This is a genomic window from Streptomyces shenzhenensis (genome assembly GCF_003688995.1).
GTDB lineage: Bacteria > Actinomycetota > Actinomycetes > Streptomycetales > Streptomycetaceae > Streptomyces > Streptomyces shenzhenensis_A.
The window spans coordinates 65,189-81,797 of record NZ_PENI01000012.1; the positions used below are offsets into that span (position 1 = coordinate 65,189).

General features: G+C 70.7%; 12 protein-coding genes. 9 read left to right on the top strand and 3 right to left on the bottom strand.

Annotated features, from left to right (window positions below; genetic code table 11):
* Positions 1–34: 34 nt before the first annotated feature.
* A complete protein-coding gene (locus tag CTZ28_RS19920; RefSeq protein ID WP_121890998.1) occupies positions 35–1,255 on the bottom strand; it encodes an FAD-dependent monooxygenase in 1,221 nt (406 codons plus the stop codon).
* Positions 1,256–1,259: 4 nt separating this feature from the next.
* The gene (locus CTZ28_RS19925) at positions 1,260–8,474 is read right to left on the bottom strand and encodes an amino acid adenylation domain-containing protein (protein ID WP_121890999.1); all 7,215 of its coding nucleotides are present in this window, start codon (positions 8,472–8,474) and stop codon (positions 1,260–1,262) included.
* A 322-nt stretch (positions 8,475–8,796) separates the two neighbouring features.
* On the opposite strand from CTZ28_RS19925, the gene CTZ28_RS19930 reads away from it, so the two are divergent.
* From CTZ28_RS19930 to CTZ28_RS19945, 4 genes are all read left to right on the top strand, one after another.
* A complete protein-coding gene (locus CTZ28_RS19930) occupies positions 8,797–9,054 on the top strand; it encodes a hypothetical protein (protein ID WP_147481169.1) in 258 nt (85 codons plus the stop codon).
* A gap of 50 nt (positions 9,055–9,104) precedes the next feature.
* A complete protein-coding gene (locus CTZ28_RS19935; RefSeq protein ID WP_121891001.1) occupies positions 9,105–9,530 on the top strand; it encodes a DUF308 domain-containing protein in 426 nt (141 codons plus the stop codon).
* 64 nt (positions 9,531–9,594) lie between these two features.
* On the top strand, positions 9,595–10,299 hold the full coding sequence (locus CTZ28_RS19940; protein ID WP_147481170.1) for an AI-2E family transporter: 705 nt from the start codon (positions 9,595–9,597) through the stop codon (positions 10,297–10,299).
* Positions 10,293–10,706 (top strand): alpha/beta hydrolase, encoded by a 414-nt coding sequence (locus CTZ28_RS19945; protein WP_259471702.1) that lies wholly within the window; start codon positions 10,293–10,295, stop codon positions 10,704–10,706. Before CTZ28_RS19940 ends, CTZ28_RS19945 begins: the two co-directional genes overlap by 7 nt.
* 130 nt (positions 10,707–10,836) lie before the next feature.
* On the opposite strand, the gene CTZ28_RS19950 is transcribed toward CTZ28_RS19945, so the two are convergent.
* The gene (locus CTZ28_RS19950) at positions 10,837–11,688 is read right to left on the bottom strand and encodes a helix-turn-helix transcriptional regulator (protein WP_121891003.1); all 852 of its coding nucleotides are present in this window, start codon (positions 11,686–11,688) and stop codon (positions 10,837–10,839) included.
* A 157-nt stretch (positions 11,689–11,845) separates the two neighbouring features.
* Here CTZ28_RS19950 and CTZ28_RS19955 point away from each other — a divergent pair, with 157 nt between their 5' ends.
* The 5 genes from CTZ28_RS19955 to CTZ28_RS19975 all read left to right on the top strand — a co-directional run bounded on the left by CTZ28_RS19955 (position 11,846) and on the right by CTZ28_RS19975 (position 16,608).
* Positions 11,846–12,724 carry an alpha/beta hydrolase gene (locus CTZ28_RS19955; RefSeq protein WP_121891004.1) on the top strand — a complete coding sequence of 293 codons (879 nt, stop codon included), beginning with the start codon at positions 11,846–11,848 and terminating at the stop codon, positions 12,722–12,724.
* 91 nt (positions 12,725–12,815) lie between these two features.
* Complete coding sequence (locus CTZ28_RS19960; RefSeq protein ID WP_121891005.1) at positions 12,816–13,205, top strand: PPOX class F420-dependent oxidoreductase; 390 nt, start codon at positions 12,816–12,818, stop codon at positions 13,203–13,205.
* Between the two features lie 180 nt (positions 13,206–13,385).
* Positions 13,386–13,628, top strand: a complete 243-nt coding sequence (locus CTZ28_RS19965; RefSeq protein ID WP_121891006.1) for a hypothetical protein — start codon at positions 13,386–13,388, stop codon at positions 13,626–13,628.
* Between the two features lie 155 nt (positions 13,629–13,783).
* Entirely contained in the window at positions 13,784–15,262 is a 1,479-nt protein-coding gene (locus CTZ28_RS19970; RefSeq protein ID WP_121891007.1) for a glycoside hydrolase family protein, read from the top strand.
* Positions 15,259–16,608 carry an ABC transporter substrate-binding protein gene (locus CTZ28_RS19975; RefSeq protein WP_121891008.1) on the top strand — a complete coding sequence of 450 codons (1,350 nt, stop codon included), beginning with the start codon at positions 15,259–15,261 and terminating at the stop codon, positions 16,606–16,608. The genes CTZ28_RS19970 and CTZ28_RS19975 overlap by 4 nt, the downstream gene beginning before the upstream one ends.
* The last annotated feature ends 1 nt before the right edge of the window (position 16,609 follow it).

The following is a 16,609-nucleotide window of genomic DNA, read 5'->3' on the forward strand; positions in this document are numbered from 1 at the left end:
GGGGGTGCTGGGCCTCGGTCACCACCGGCGTCTGTCACTCGCTCCGCGGCATCGGTGCCCGGCTGTCGGTTCCGGTCACCGGGCCGGCGGGGGCCGGAAAGGCCAGGGCCGACTCCAACTGCCGCGCCAGCACGGACTTCGGGGCCAGCCGGAAGAAGGTGTCGCGCAGGGTTCGGGCGATCGGGTTCTCCAACTGTTCGAGGTCGCTGAGCCTGCGGGAGGCGGTGACCATCGTCCTGGCGCGTGTCCGCCGCTGGTCCTCGTAGGCGCGCAGGGCGGCCCGGGGGTCGTGCGGGCTGCGCGCGAGCGCGTGGGCGAGCACCACGGCGTCCTCGATCGCCATGCCCGCGCCCTGGCCGAGGCTGGTGAGCATGGGATGGGCCGCATCGCCCAGGAGCGTGACGGGGCCGTCGCCCCAGCGTTCCAGGAACGCGCGGTCGTGGGAGGGGACGGCGAGGATGTCCTCCTCGGGGGTGCGGCGGATGATCTCCCGCACCTCCTCGGCCCAGCCGGCGTACGCGCGGACGATCTCGCCTTTGTCGCCCTTCCAGTCACGGGAGCGGGCGGCCTCCATGTTCTTGGTGCCCCACCAGTAGTAGTGGCCGTGGCCGATGTCGATGAGACCGAAGCGCTGGCCGCGCCCCCAGTAGTGGCCGACGTACCCGGGGCGCAGGCGGGGATGGTCGAAGGGGGCCAGGGCGAGCCAGCACACATAGCCGCTGTCCCGGGACTCCTCCGGCCCGGCGAGCTGCCTGCGCACCGCGGAGCCGAAGCCGTCGGCACCGATGAGGATGTCACCGCGGGCGCTGCTGCCGTCGTCGAAGTGGACGGTGACCCCGTCGTCGTCGGTCTGGTAGCCGGTGGCCGTGGTGCCCAGGGACAGCGGGATGTCGCCCGCCGCTTCGACGAGTACGCGCTGCAGCGCGGCGCGGCTGATGTTCACGCAGCGGGCGCCCAGACGTTCGCTGACCTCGGGCAGCGGCTGTTCCCGGATCACCCGGCCGCGCCGGTCCATGATGGTGAAGACCTCGATGGCCCTGCCGTGCTCCTCCAGCGGGAGGGTGATGCCGAGGGAGGCCAGCGCGTTGACCGCGTTGGTCATCACGGACAGGCCGGACCCGGCGGCGCGCAGCTCGGTGGCGCGCTCGTGGACGTGGACGTCGACGCCGATGCGACGCAGGGCGCCGGCGGCGGCCAGCCCGCCGATGCCGGCTCCGACGACGATGGCGGTGGTGCGTGGGGTCACGGTTCCCATGTGCTCAAGCTCCCCTGGCCGAGTCGGTGGCGGCGGCGTCGGGCCGACGGCTGATCAGGTCGCCCACGGTCTCGGCGACGTGTTCCACGTACGGTTCCTTCATGATCGACAGATGGTCTCCGGGGACCTGCACGACTTCCACCCGGCGGCCGGTCAGCAGGCTCCAGCCGTTGTCGGTGTCCCGGTAGCGGCTGCCCACCGAGTCGTGCATCGACCGCAGTACCTCGGGCAGCGGGTCCCTCGCCCGGATCAGAGTGAGGTCCACCCCGGCCGCCTCGGGCGTGTAGGCCAGCGCCGCGCTCCAGTTGGACTCGTACACGCGGAACAGCCGCTCGACGACGGCGGACGTGCTGCCCGCGGGGAGCACCCCGGAGCGTGCCGCGGCGTCGGCGATGAAGGCGAACTTCTCGTCCAGCCCGGTCAGTTCCGTAGGGATCTCCAGCACCGGGGACCGGCCACCGAGCGTCAGCAGCATCTCCCAGAAGAACCAGGTCAGCAGCTGGTCGTCGCTGTGGCGCGGCCGGTCGCCCGGGGTCGCGGCGACGGTGTCGAGCACGATCAGGCCGGCGATCCGCTCGCCGGCCGCCGTCAGCTGCCTGGCCATCTCGAAGGCCACGAAGCCGCCGAAGGACCAGCCGCCGATGGTGTAGGGCCCGTGCGGCTGCACCCGCCGTAGCGCGGCGACATAGCTGTCCGCGAGCTCCCGCATGGAGCGCAGTGGCGCCATGCCCGGGTCGGCTCCCGCGGCCTGAAGCGCGTACAGCGGTTGATCGGCCGGCAGGTGGCGGGCGAACGGCAGGTAGCACAGCACATTGCCGCCCATGGGGTGGACCAGGAACAGGGGCGGACGGGTGCCCTCGGGCCTGATCGGCACCAGCGGGTCGAAGGCCGGCACTGCGGCGTCGCGGCGCAGGCGGTCCGCCAGTCGGGCCACGGTCGGGGCGGCGACGAAGTCCGACAGCGAAACGGTGACGCCGTAGCGCTGTTCCACGCGCACCACCAGCCGCATCGCCGTCAAAGAGGTGCCGCCGAGGTGGAACATGTTGCTGTGCACGCCGACGCTCGGCAGCCGCAACAGGTCGGCGAGCATCTCCGCCAGTGCCCGCTCGTACTCGTCCCGCGGCGCGGTGGTGTCGGCCGCGGCACCGGTGTCGGCGGCGGCGAGCGGGACGCGGCGCAGCGCGGCGTCGTCCCGCTTGCCGCTGGGGGTCAGCGGCAGGGCCGGCAGCCAGGCGAATCGCGAGGGGACCAGGTGGTCCGGCAGGGTGTCCCGCAGCCGGGCCCTGAGTCCGTCCAGGTCGGCGCGGTCCGGGTCACCGGTGAGGAAAGCAGCGAGGAAGGCGTCGCCGCCTTCGGTGTGCCGCGCGACGACCGCGGCTTCGCGGATGCCGGGGTCGTCCTCGGCGAGGCGGGTGACGGCCAGTTCGGCCTCGGCGGGCTCGACCCGGTAGCCGCGGATCTTCACCTGCGTGTCCGCCCGGCCGACGCAGACGATGTCTCCGCCGGGCAGGGTGAGCGCGAGGTCGCCGGTGCGGTAGAGCACCTCGTCCGCCGTGCCGAACGGGTGCGGGACAAACCGTTCCCGGGTCAGGTCGGGCCGTCCCAGATAGCCCTGTGCCAGGCACGCACCGCCGAGGTACAGCTCTCCCTTCACCCCTGTCGGTACCGGACGCAGCCTGGAGTCCAGCACATGGGCCTCAGCGCCGTCGATGGCCCGGCCGACGGGCGGCAGCGCGGGCAGGGCCGTGGGGTCGCCGGTCATCGCGAAGGCGGTCACGACATGGGATTCCGTCGGTCCGTACTGGTTTTCCAGCAGGGCTCCGGGCAGCGCGGCGAGCAGGGCGCGGATCTCGCCGGTCACGCGCAGCTGCTCGCCCGAGGAGATCAGCACCCGCAGCCGGCGCGGGGCCAGGCCCAGGGCGGCCGCCGCCTCGGCGAACTGCTGGAGGGCGACGTAGGGGAAGAACACCCGCTCGATCCCCTCGCGATCGGCCCTGCGCAGCAGGGCCGGCATGTCGCGCCGCTCGGACTCCGTGACCAGGTGCAGTGTGCCCCCTCCGCAGAGTGTGGAGAAGATCTCCTGGAACGAGACGTCGAAGCTCAGCGGCGCGTACGCCAGCGTCGCGCCGCCGACGGCGCCGCTGTCGCGCCGGTTCTGCCAGGCCACCAGGTTGGCCAGGCCGCGGTGCGGCATCGCGACCGCCTTGGGCGTGCCCGTGGAGCCGGAGGTGAACAGCACGTACGCCATCGCCTCGGGGCCTGGCTCCGCCGGGTCGAACGCGTCGGGCACCTCCTGTGTGAGGGACTCCGCGGGCAGCACCGGGGCCCCGGCACCCACCAGCGCCACGTGCCGCCGCTCGGCGATGATCCGGAACGGTTCCGCCTGCCGGATCATCGCGGTGATCCGCGCCTCGGGGAACGAGGTGTCCAGTGGCACGACCGCTGCCCCCGCCATGAGGGTGCCCACGATCGCCGCGACGGTCAGCGGTGAGCGGTCCATCGCGATGCCGATGCGGGCGCCCGGGATCAGGCCGTCGGAGAGCAGCCGGTGCGCCACCGCGCGGGCGGCTCCGCCCAGCCGTTCGTACGTCCACCGCTGCCCGTCCATCACCACGGCGGTCGCGTGCGGAGTGCTCGCGGCCTGCTCCAGGAACCGCCGTACCACGCTGTGCCGGGCGTCCTCGCCGGACTCGGCCCGCACTGGCGGCGGCGCGAGGAAGGCGAAGTCAGGCTCCTCGTGAGGGCGCTGGGTCATGCGGCGCAGCAGCGCGATCAGCGACTGGGCCAGCAGGTCCGCCTGGTCGGGGCTGAAGGCGTGTCCGGCGCAGTCGACCCGCAGCCGCACCCGTGCGCTGTCGGGGTCGGTGTAGACGTTGACCAGCAGGTCGAAGTCGGTCTCCTCCCAGGCGCGGAAACCCCGCAGCCGGACGCCGGACAGCGCCAGCACCGGATCGAACTGGCGGAAACGTACGTAGTTGAAGGCGGTGCGCACCACCGCCGCGCCGTGGTCCGCCTGGATGGCGCTGAGCGGATAGCGCCGGTGCGGATACCCCTCCTGCTCCTGCTGGAACACCTCGCGCACCACCTGGAGCCAGCTGGCGCCGCGTTCGCGCAGCCGCACGGGCACGGTGTTGAGGAACAGACCGGCGATCCGGTCGGCGCCTGCCATGTCCGGCCGCCCGTGCGTGATCGTCCCGGTCGTCACGTCGTCCGTCCCGGCGAGCAGCCGAAGGGCCAGGCAGTGGGCGGCGAGGAAGACGGCCTTGACGGGCAGCGCGTTGTCCCGCGCGAGTTCCTCCACGCGGGCGGCGAGTTCGTCGGGCAGCTCCACGTCGCGGACGGTCTGCCCGATCTCGCCCGGCGCCCGGTGGGGGCGCAGCGTGTCCAGCCGCAGGGGCTCGGCGCCCGCGAGGAGCTGTTGCCAGTGGTGCCGGCTCTCCCGCGACGCCAGGGCCTGCCGCTCGGCGCGGACGAAGTGGGCGGCGGACGGCAGTGCGCCGTCGTCCACCGGGCCGATGGGACGGCCGAGCCGGTGCGTGTAGTCCTGGAGGAGTTCTGCCAGCAGGTTGGCCACGCTGCCGCCGTCGAGGAGCGCGTGATGGAAGCTGAGCACCAGCTCCACGGTCTCGGGCCGCGGATGGGCGCGCAGCCGGTACAACGGGGCCTGTTCCAGGGCGTAGTCGTGGTGGCGGCGCTCCTCGACGTACCGCGCGATCTCGGCCTCGGCAGCGGCTTCGGTGGAAGTGCGCAGGTCGAGGACGTCCAGCCCGCCGGGCGCGGCGGCGTGGACGATCTGGACGGGTTCGCTGTGGTGGGCCAGGTCGAACGAGGACCGCAGGCTGGGGTGTCGCTCCCTCAGGGAAGCGAAGGCGACACGGAACGCCGCCTCGTCCCACGGCATCTCCAGGCTGTAGCGGAAGACGTCCCGGTAGACCGCCGAGCGCTCGCCCCGGTTGCTGTGGTAGAGCAGTCCGAGCTGAAGGCGGGTCAGGGGGTGGGCGTCCTGTGCACCGGCCAGCCCGGCCCGGTCCACGCTGGGGATGAGGGCGAAGGGTGCCAGGCCGGGATCGGCGGCACGGCGGCCGGTTCCGATCCGGGCGGCGAGTGCCTCGACGGTGGGGTGGCGCACCAGGTCGGTGAGGGAGAAGTGCAGGCCGCGCCGCTCGGCCTGGGCGCGGATGCGGAGCATCGTGATCGAGTCGCCGCCCAGCGCGTAGTAGTCGTCATCCACGCCCACCTGTTCCAGGTTCAGCACATCCGCCCAGACGGCGGCGAGTTCCGCCTCGACGGGGTTGGCCGGCGGCCGGCTCGCCGGGCCTGCCGCGGTGCCGCGCGGGGCGGGCAGCGCCGAGCGGTCGGCCTTGCCGTTGGGGGTCAGTGGGATGTGGTCGATCCGCTGGAAGGCCACGGGGACCATGAACTCGGGGAGCCGTTCACCCAATCGCTTCCGCAGCTCGCCCGGCGCGTGCTCCTCGTCCGCCACGTAGTAACCGACGAGGTACGTGCCTCGGCCGGGCTCGGTGCGGTCGATCACGAGGGCGTCGCGCAGCCCGGGGACGGTGGCCAGTGCCGCGGACACCTCGCCGGTCTCCACCCGGTTGCCTCGGATCTTGACCTGGTCGTCGTCACGGCCGAGGTATTCCAGAGCGCCGTCGGCCAGCCACCTCGCCCGATCACCCGTCCGGTACAACCGGCCGCCCGAGGTGAACGGGTCGTCGACGAACCTCTCCCGGGTGAGCCCGGGACGGTTCAGATAGCCGCGGGCGACCTGGATCCCGCCTATGTACAGTTCGCCGGGCACGCCGACGGGCTGCGGCCGGCCACGTCCGTCCAGCACATACAGCTGTGTGTTGTCCACCGGGCGTCCGATCGGCACCCGGCCGACCCGCTGCCCGGGTTCCACCGGGCAGTCGTACCAGGACACGTCGACGGTGGCCTCAGTGGGCCCGTAGAGGTTGACCACGGTGGGGGCGCGCCGCGCGTCCTGGCCCAGGACGCGGTTGAACTGCTCGACCCTGGCGGGTGGCAGCGCCTCACCGCTGCAGAAGACGTACCGCAGCGACCGGCCCTCGGCGAGCGCCGGGGAGTCGTCGAGCACCTCCAGCAGCGGGCCCAGCATGGAGGGCACGGAGTGCAGCATCGTGACCCGGTGCTCGCCGACCGCGCGCAGGATCTGCTTGGGGTCCTTCTCCCCGCCCGGCGGCAGCAGCGCGAGCCGTGCCCCCTGGGCCGCCCACCAGAACAGCTCCCACACCGAGACGTCGAAGGACACCGGCGTCTTCTGCAGCAGGGTGTCGCCTTCGCCGATCGGGTAGGCGCGCTGCATCCACGCCAGGCGGTTCACCACCGAACGGTGTTCCACCATGACGCCCTTCGGGGTACCCGTCGAACCCGACGTGTAGATCACGTAGGCGAGGTCACGGGCGGTGGCCAGCGGCTCCAGTGGAGCGGCGGACGGCTGGGACTCCACCAGCTCCGCCATCCGCCGCACCCCTGTCGCCTCGGCAGCGGCTCCGGGCGCGGTCCCGTCGACCAGGACGATCTTCGCCTCGCTGTCCTCCAGCAGGAACCGGATGCGTCGGTCCGGATAGCCGGGGTCCACCGGAACGTAGGCGCCGCCGGCCTTGAGCACCGCGAGCAGCGCGACCAGCAGCCGCGGACCGCGCTCCAGCACGACGGCGACCCGGTCGCCGGGCCCGACCCCCTCCGCACGCAGGGCGCGCGCGAGCCGGTTGGCGTGCGCGTCGAGCTCTCCGTAGGTCATGGACTGGTCGGCGGCCGGGCCCACCAGGGCGATCCGTCCGGGAACGCGCGCCGCCTGGGCCTCGAACAGGCCGTGCACGGTCGCCTGTTCCGGGAGCGCGACGACCGGCCCGCGGCTGCGGCCCTCGGTGAGGTCGGCGTGTTCCTCGGGCGTCAGCATGGGGAGGGCGGCCACCGGCGACCCGGCGTCGTCCAGTCCGCCGAGGATGAGGGACCGCAGATGCCCGGCCACGGTCTCGATGGAGAAGTCGTCGTCGAAGACGTCCGCGGCACAGAGCAGGTCGACCTGGGCGTCCCCGCCGCCGGCGGGGGCCGTCACATAGACGTTGAGCACGTCCTGGTCGTGGCAGCTCGCGTTGGCCAGCGTCATCTCCCGCACGACCCCGGGTAAGTCCTCGGGCCTGGCGGGCTCGTGGAAGGAGAACGTCACGTCGAACAGCTGGCGGACACCGGATTCGTCCTTGGCACGAGGCAGCCCGCGCAGCAGGTCGCCCAGCGACAGCCGCCCATGGCGCAGCAGCGGCAGCACCGCGTCCCGCACGTGGCCGGCCAGGTCGCCCAGCGGCGTCGAGCCGGTCGCCCGCAGCCGCAGCGGCATGGTGTTGGCGAAGTCGCCGACAACCTTCTTCTGTGCCCCCCACCGGTTGGCGAGCGCGATGCCGAGCACCACCTCGTCGCTGTCCAGGACACGGGCGAGATAGCCGCCCAGCACAGCGGCGAGGTAGCCGAACGGCGTGTGACCGGCCGCGCGGATGCGCTCCAGGATTTCGCCCTCGATCACGAAGCCGTGCCGGGCGCTGCGCCGGCTGCCGGAGGCTGCCTTGCGTGTGAACAGCGCGGGCACCGCACCGTCGAGGGCGGCGCGGTGGAACTCCTGGTCGTCCCGGTACGCCTGGGAGGCGCGATAGTCGGCTTCCTTGACCACGAACGGCAGATAGCCCGGCGGCTTGTCGGCCGGCGCGGGACCACCGGCCGACGCGGCACCGTAGTGGTGGAAGATCCGGCGGTCGAGCAGCGGCCCCGAGAAGCCGTCACCCAGCAGGTGATGCACTTTCAGGTGCAGATGGGTCACCGTCGGGCTCTCCACCAGCAGCGTGGCCTCGACCAGGGGGCTGCGCCGCAGCGGGAAGGTCCGGAACAGAGCGCGCTCCATCCACGCGGCGCACGCCCCGGCAGGGTCAGGGCTGTCGGAGAGGTCGACCTCGGTGACCGCGAGGGGTTCCTCACTCAGCCACTGGTACGGTGTGCCGTCCTCGTCCTCGTCCAACCGCAGCCGGAGCGCGTCGAAATCCCAGCCGGTCCGCTCGATGCTGCGCACGAGCAGAGCCCGGTCCACATCCCCTTCGAGCCGCTCGTGCAAAATGCAGTTGAACTGAGGGTTGTCGGGTAACAACGAGCATGCCACCCAGATGTCCCGCTGATACGATGTCAAGTCATAGCGCTCGGCGACCGTCATGAACAAACCCCTTCCGGGTGTGACGCATCAGGTGTCCGCCGGTCCGCGAGTTCTCGCTCCGGCACGCAGCCGATGACACAGCTGGTATCACTGTGGCCAGTTGGTGACCCCGCGCGGATCTGTCATATGACTGAGGTCGAACGACCGTCAAGTTACTGATAGTCCTTCATGTGCCTCGTCGCCTAACGTCAGTCGACGAGTCCCGCGCCCACCTTGGGGCACACCTCGCTCCCGTGCCCGCACGTCCGCACGGGTTCACCAGCCCGGCGGTCCGTCTCTTCGAGGCACCGTTCTCAGCGATCTCCTACTCCGGGGAGTACCCATGCGCAGAAGTCCTCGTCGTCAGCTGAAATGGGCCGGCGTGGTGGTCGGTGCCGCCGCCCTGGCGGCGGCAGGGTGGCTGTCGCCCGTCGCCGAGGCCGTCTCCACCGGGCAGGCCACGACGAGCAAGCCGACCGTCGTTCTCGTACACGGCGCGTTCGCGGACGCGCCGGGCTGGAACAGTGTGGCCGAGTTCCCCGACCCCGGCGCGGTCACCGGACTTGTCGGGAAGGCCGCGGCCTCGACCGCCGGCCGGTGATCCGAACAGGTCCCTGCCGGAAACGGTGTCCCTAAGGGGGCCTGCTCACCTTGCTGTACGACGCCGCATGGCAGGTCCGGCTCGACGCGGGCATCGTGGCCGTCGGCGCGGGAGCTGCCGTGCTCACCTGGCCCGGGGCCACTCGCCTTGTGGTCGGGGTGGTGTGCCTCCTCGACCCGCACCTGTCGGTGCTCCTGCTGATCTGGTGGACCGGCTGCGGCCGGCTGCTGGGCGGTGTCGGACGGATCGTCGCCGCCCGGCGCACACCGGGACTGCGCCGTCGACGCCGGCGCACCGCCGCTGGAACGTCGAGCGTGGCGGCCGGTGCGCTGCTCCTGGCTTTTCCGGTCGTGTCCGTGGACGTACTCACCACGGCCGCCGGCGGCTGGCTGATCGCCGTGGGGTGCGCCGAGGCCCTGCACGGCGTCGTGCGGCGCTACCGCCTGCCGGCCGGGTCCCCCGACCGCACGCTCTGACACTTCTCACCCTCAGAGACAGGAACTATTCGCGACCGTGTGTGCCAACCATGCCAACCAAGACATGACGGCCCCTCAGAACGGCCGGGAGGGCTCTCACGCCTCCGGCGCGGCGCGTCAGGGCATGCCGCCCTGGCTCCCCAAGGCGATCGCCATCGGCCTCGCCCTCACGGCAGTGTTCGACGTGACCGTCTGGGCGGCACGCCAGCTCGTCGGTTTCGGGGTGATGCTCCTGATCTCCTTCTTCCTGGCCATGGTGATGGAACCGGCGGTGAGCCGGCTGGAAGCACGGGGGCTGAGCCGGACACCCGCGACACTGATCGTGTTCGCGGTGACGCTGGCAGCGATCGGCGGCTTCTCCGCCGCCATGGTGACGCTGCTGATCGACCAGGCCACACAGGTCTCCGGCGAAGTCCCCGAGCTGTTCGACACCCTTGTCGACCGGGTCAATCGCACCTTCCACACGAACATCACGACGGAGCGCCTGCTGCGCGGTTCGGGGAATGTCGAGACCTCCGTGCGCCAGGCCGCCGATCATGCCTGGGGTGTCTCCACGACCGTGATCGGCGGTGTCTTCGAGGTGTTCACGATCGCGCTGTTCGCCAGGGTGGGCTGCGCACGATCTGGGCCGCGTATCCGCACGGCATGGAAGCCGCCGACGCCGCACTCGGCCCGGCCGAGGAAACAGGCCTCATTATCGATCCCGCCCCCTTCCGAGGGGTGCTGCCCCTGCCGGTCTCCGCCCTGCGCTCGTCGGCGCCCGTGCTGAGCAACCCCGCCAACCGGCATCGCGCCGTTCCGCTCACGTTCGAGCAGTTCCGCTACGCCTTCGCCAACGCCGTCAGCGAGGAGGAAGCCAAGGAACTCTTCGAGACGTTCGCCGTCCCGGCACCCGGCGCCCCGGTCTTCCAGGCCGCCACCGCCAACTTCAACCCCTGGACCGAGGCCAAGGTCGACACCGACAACCCCGACCGCGGCCCCCTGCTGATCATCTCCGGCGAGAAGGACCACACCGTCCCCTGGGCCATGGCCAACGCCTCCTACAAGAGACAGCTGCACAACCCGGGCATCACCGAGATCACCGAGATCACCGGCCGCGGGCACGCGCTCACCATCGACAGCGGCTGGCAGGAAGTCGCCGAGACGGCACTCACCTTCGTCCGCCGCTTCACCTGACGGGACCGCCCGGTGCCCGCGCCGACACCACGGGCACCGGGCCGGCATCGGCGGGTTGACGACTGACGATACGGCTGTGGTGGCTCAAGGGCGCGTGACACATGTCGATGGCGCTCGACGCGGCCGGAACTCATGTGTCGGAGTCGGTGGAGACGGCGCGGGCGAGCCGGCGCAACGCGTCCAGGCTGTCGCCGTCCGGCGCGGTCATGACCATGAGCAGCTGCTCTTCGTCGAGGGTGCGCAGCACCTGCCAGTCGAGGGCGTAGTCGCCGGTGTCGGGGTGGGTGAGGTGCTTGGTGCCGGTGGTCTGGTAGCTGGTGTGCTGTTCGGCCCACCAGGTGCGGAAGTCGGCGTCGGTGAGGGAGAGTTCACCGATCAGGGCGGAGATCCTGGGTTCGCTGTGTCCGTCGGTGGTGGCGCGGACGAAGCCGACGCAGATCCGGGCCAGGGGTGGCCAGTCGGTGTAGCGACCGCGGATCCGGGGGTCGAGGAAGAGCATGCGCAGGAAGTTGCGTTCACGGCGGGGCACCTGGGCGAAGTCGCGGAAGACGGCGGTGGCCAGCGCATTCCAGGCCAGGATGTCCAGGTGGCGGCCGAGGACGAGGGCGGGGCTGTCGCGCAGGTTGTCCAGCAGTCGCTGAAGCTGGGGGTGGACCCGTTCAGGCCCGGTCTGTCTGCGGGGGCGCCGGTCGGTCTTGCCGGCGAGTTGGAAGAGGTAGTTGCGTTCGTCCTCGCCGAGGCGCAGGGCGTCGGCCAGAGCGTCCAGGACACCCGGGGAGGCGCCGGTCAGGCGGCCCTGTTCCAGGCGGGTGTAGTAGTCGGTACTGATCGAGGCGAGCTGGGCCACCTCCTCGCGGCGCAGGCCCGGGACGCGGCGGGACTGCCCGGGCGTGGACAGGCCGGCGTCCGCCGGGTCGAGGCGGCTGCGGTGCGCTTTGAGGAAGGCGGCGAGTTCCCTGGGACGGTCTGTGTGTGCGCTCATGCCGCTCATCGTCTCCCATGGAAAGACGGGCATGAAGGGGCATCACGAACCTAGGAAAACTCCTTCCTAGGAAGACTCTTTCCCCTGGTCACAGTGGTGGGAGGGCCGAATACTCGATACCGAGCCCGAGAGAACTTCCCCTGAAAGGCAGTCAGCCATGCGTATCGACGTCACCTTCGACAGCCACGGCAACCGTCTGGTCGGCCACCTCTACCTCCCTGAGGGGCGTACCGGAGCGGTTCCGGGGGTCGTCGTGGTCGGAGCCGCCTCCGGCACCAAGGAGCAGTCCCCGGCGGCCTACGGCACGCGGCTGGCCGAACTGGGGTATGCGGCCCTGGCGTTCGACCACACCAGCTACGGCGACAGCGAGGGCCTGCCCCGCTTCGACGAGGACCCCTACGCCAAGTCCGAGGACATCAAGAACGCGGTGACGTTCCTCGTGGGCCGCGACGAGGTCGACCGGGAGAGGATCGGGGCGATCGGTGTCTGCGGCGGAGGCGGCTACGTCCCCTACGCGGCCGTCGCCGACCAGCGGATCAAGGCGGTCGCGACGGTCAGCGGCCTGCCCGATCTGCGCGCCACCATCACCAGCGGCTACGCGGGCGACTGGCGCCGGACGATGGGCGCCGCCGCCCAGGCGCGTGAGGCGTACGCACAGGGCGCGGAACCGCAGTACGTGCCCTTCATGCCCGATGGCGACGGCGGTGAGTGGGTCAACAACGGCAAGAAGTTCTACCTCACCGACCGCAACCAGGACCCGGCCTGGAACAACAAGATGCTGCTGTGGTCGTACGACAAGATGGCCCAGTTCTCCGCCCTGGACACCATCGAGCTCCTCGCCCCCACCCCGCTGCTGCTCGTCGCCGGCACCGAGGCCGAGACCCTCCAGCAGAGCCAGGCAGCCTACGACGCCGCCCAGGAGCCGAAGGAACTCTTCCTCATCGAGGGCGGCACGCACTTCGACTTCTACGACCGGCCCGAGTTCGTCACCCCCGCCGTCACCAAGATCGACAGCTTCCTGCGCGCCCGCCTCTGAGCAACACCCCACGCCCCGGCAGATACGTGACCGGCCGCGTGCCGCAGACACGGCCGCCCTTCCGACCACCCGGATCAGGAGCTCACTCGACATGGATGTCAGCGCACTGGAGAGCCTCGGCGCGGGCAAGTACCTGCTCGTCACCAGCTACCGCAAGAACGGCACCCCCGTCCCCACCGCCGTCTGGGTCGTACGCGACGGCGACACCCTCGGCATCTGGACCACCGCCGACTCCTACAAGGTCACACGCATCCGTGCCCGCGGCGACATCCTCGTCGGCCCCTGCGACCTGCGCGGCAACCCCCTCGGCGACCAGATCCCGGCCACCGCCGAGATCTGCGGCCCTGCCACCACCGGCCGCTATCGCAAGCTCATCGCCCGCAAGTACGGCCTCACCGGTCGCCTCACGCTGTTGACCAGTCGGCTCCGCAGAGGCCCACAGGGTTCCACCGGTATCCGCATCACCCTCGACCAGCGCTGAAGCCTCGGAGCCGGCACGCGAGTTGATATCCGCTCCATGAGTCGCGCCGGTCCCCGGAGGCTTGGGTGGTGGGTGACCGGCCGGTGGAGTTGCAACCCGCAGGATGCCGGGTTCGTCCCACGGCCGATCCGGTGGAGAGGCGGGCAGACCCCCGGGACCTCGACACTGCACCGGCGGCTCGTGCGGGACCACGGATCCCGGCCGGCCTCCCCGTCGTCCGGCGTGCACCGGGCCGGGCCCCACCGGATGACCCGGCGCCCGACCGGCACCGCCGCCACCGCCCTGCGCACCCCGGCCGACCCGCAGGGCACGCCTGAGCAGGAGGCCGAACTCACCGGCCGGGCAAGCACGTTGACGGCCGAGATCGACCGGCTCACCCCTCCCGCCCGAGCGACATCGAGCACGATTCTGCTCGTTCGCTGAGAACCGTCGGAGCGCCGCGACCGTTCCGCAGCCTGTGAAGTACCGGGGAGGACCGCCGGAAACAATCTGAGGCTAAGCGCTTCACCTCTTGGCATCGACGTTGTAGCGTGCTCGCCACAAGCCGAAGCAAAGCGCTTAACTTAGGAGAGCGAAACGTGCAGAGCGCACCGATCCTGTTCCGGCCGCCAGGTGGGTGGGTTGGGGACGTGATCCCCTACTTCTGGGACGGCCGCTACTGGCTGTTCTACCTGCATGAGACGCGCACCGGGGCCTACGACGCCGGCACCTCGTGGCACCTGGCGTGCACGCGCGACTTCGTGGACTTCGACTACCGGGGCGAGGTGCTGCCGCACGGCGGCCCGCAGGAGCAGGACCTGCACGCGTACACCGGCTGTGTGATCGAGCACCAGGGAACCCACCACCTCTTCTACACCGGATACAATCCGGCCGTCCGGGATCCGGCGACGGGGGTGCCGCTCCAGGCGGTGATGCACGCCGTCAGCGACGATCTGCTGACGTGGACGAAGCTGCCGCAGGACACCTTCTACGCTCCGGCGGACCGCTACGAGCCCGGCGACTGGCGTGATCCCTTCGTCTTCCGGGCGCCGGGGGCGAGCGAGTTCACCATGCTGCTGGCCGCTCGCACCACCGAGGGGCCGGAGCGCCGCCGCGGCTGCGTGGCGCGTGCGGTCTCCTCCGATCTGAGCACGTGGACGGTCACCGAGCCCTTCTCCGCGCCGTCCCGGTTCGTCACCCATGAGTGCCCGGACCTGTTCGATCTGGACGGCCGCTGGTACCTGCTGTACTCGGAGTTCTCCGAGCGGTTCACGGTCAGGTACCGGATCGCACCGTCGCCGCACGGGCCGTGGCAGACGCCCAGCGACGACGGGATCGACGGCCGGGGCTTCTACGCGGCCAAGACGGCGGGTGACGGCGGGCGGCGATACGCCTTCGGGTGGATCCCCACCCGGCAGGGGCTGCGGGACGACGGCGCCTGGGAGTGGGCCGGAGACCTAGCCGTGCACGAGATCACCGCCCGGGACGACGGAACCCTGGCTGCCGGGATGCCGCATAATGTCCGAGCAGCGTTCGATGTCGCGCTCAAGATGCCGGCCCCGCGGCCGGTGACCGGCCACTGGTCGCTGGGCGACGATGCCGTCGCATGCACTGCGCCCGACTCGCTGGCCACGCTGTGGGCCACGGAACTGCCCGCCCGCTGCCGGGTGACGACTACCGTGTCGTTCACCCCCGGCACCCGGGAGTGCGGGGTTGTGCTGCGCGGCAGTGACGATTGTGACTCCGGCTACTTTCTGCGGCTCGAACCGTCACGGCAGCGGATGGTCTTCGACCGCTGGCCACGCCCCCAGCTGGGAGCACACCAGTGGCAGATATCCGGAGACGTACCCCATGCGGTGGAGCTCGAACGCCCCGCGCCGCTCGCCCCGCAGACCTCGCACCACCTGGAGATCCTGATCGACGACACGGCCTACGTGGCCTACCTGGACGGTGAGATCGCGATGTCGGGGCGGATGTACGACCGGCGGACCGGGGGCCTCGGGCTGTTCGTCGGCGACGGTGAGGCCCGCTTCACCGACACCGCTGTGTACGTGCGCACGGAAGGGGACGACGGATGAACGCGCGGCGCGGGCTGTGGTCGCTCGCGGGCACGATGGCCTGCTTGCTGGTCGCGGTCACCGGGTGCGGCACGTCGGCAGGATCTCCGGCGGCGGTGCGGGGGTCCGTCTCCGGGCCGATCGAGCCGCACACGATCACCTGGCTCAATGCCAGGCCCAGCGACGGCCCCGTGATCAAGGCTGTCGCCGACGTCGCGGCGGAGTACGGAAAGACGCATCCGGGTTTCAAGCTCGACATCATCTCCACCCCGGACCGGCCGTCGTATCTGCAGAAGGTCGTGACTCTCGCCGCCGCGCGAAAGCTGCCTGAATTCTTCGATGTGGACGCCACTCCTTTCGCCGAGAAATTGCGGCGGCAGAACCGGCTGGTGGACGTCGGGAACCTGCTGGATGAGTTCGGCGCCAAGCACAGGTTCCGGCCGCTCGCCCTCGACTACCAGAAGTTCGACAACGGTGGTGTCTACGGACTGCCGCTTGAATTCGCGATGGAGCACTTCTGGTACAACAAGTCTGCCTTCGCCGAGGCGGGAATCGAACCGCCCAGGACACTCGACGAGTTCATCGCCGACTGCAAGCCGCTGCGCGCGAAGGGGTACATCCCGATAGCCCTGGACGGCAAGGACGGCTGGCCGCTCGAACGCTATCTGGCGTACTACCCCTTCCGCCTCCAGGGGAACGCCTTCGTCAAGAAGCTCAAGAGGGGCGACGCGAAGATGACCGACCCCGCCGGGAAGGCCGGGGCCGACTTCATCGCGCGGTTGGGCGCAGCCGGCTGTTTCGCGAAGGGATTCTCCTCCGCCGGATACACCGACGCCACGGACCTGTTCACCACGGGCAGGGCCGCTGTGATCAACGACGGCACCTGGGACCTGGGGCTGCTGGCCACCGATACCCTTCCCGCGTCGCTGCGCAACGACGTCGGCTACTTCAAGCTCCCCACCGCCCAGGGCGCCGCCACGGGCACCGATGACTACGTCGTCAGCTCCGGTATCGGAATGGCGGTGAACTCCCAGAAATTTGACCCTTTGGTGAAGGATTTCCTGAAGTACCTGGTCTCCCGCTATCCGGCGAAGTATGCGGCAATGGGCCAGCTCTCGCCCACCATCGATACGCCGACGGCGATTCCCGGCAACGCGACGCCGGTCTACGGACAGGTCATCCGCGAGGCGGAGCGGTTGGGCACCCGGACGGCGAAGCCGTGGGACACCGAACTCGATCCGACCACCAACAATGTCGTACAGCAGAATCTCGTCCTGCTCGCGCAGGGAAACATGAGTCCGGAGGCGTTCATGAAGAGCGTCGACCAGGCCGTCACCACGAACTCCCCCCGATACTTCAGCAAGTGAG

Coding starts and splice junctions, on each gene's coding strand:
- CTZ28_RS19925 (WP_121890999.1), bottom strand. CDS start 8,474: ATGACGGTCGCCGAGCGCTATGACTTGACATCGTATCAGCGGGACATC.
- CTZ28_RS19955 (WP_121891004.1), top strand. CDS start 11,846: ATGCGTATCGACGTCACCTTCGACAGCCACGGCAACCGTCTGGTCGGC.
- CTZ28_RS19950 (WP_121891003.1), bottom strand. CDS start 11,688: ATGAGCGCACACACAGACCGTCCCAGGGAACTCGCCGCCTTCCTCAAA.
- CTZ28_RS19930 (WP_147481169.1), top strand. CDS start 8,797: ATGCGCAGAAGTCCTCGTCGTCAGCTGAAATGGGCCGGCGTGGTGGTC.
- CTZ28_RS19960 (WP_121891005.1), top strand. CDS start 12,816: ATGGATGTCAGCGCACTGGAGAGCCTCGGCGCGGGCAAGTACCTGCTC.
- CTZ28_RS19940 (WP_147481170.1), top strand. CDS start 9,595: ATGACGGCCCCTCAGAACGGCCGGGAGGGCTCTCACGCCTCCGGCGCG.
- CTZ28_RS19975 (WP_121891008.1), top strand. CDS start 15,259: ATGAACGCGCGGCGCGGGCTGTGGTCGCTCGCGGGCACGATGGCCTGC.
- CTZ28_RS19920 (WP_121890998.1), bottom strand. CDS start 1,255: ATGGGAACCGTGACCCCACGCACCACCGCCATCGTCGTCGGAGCCGGC.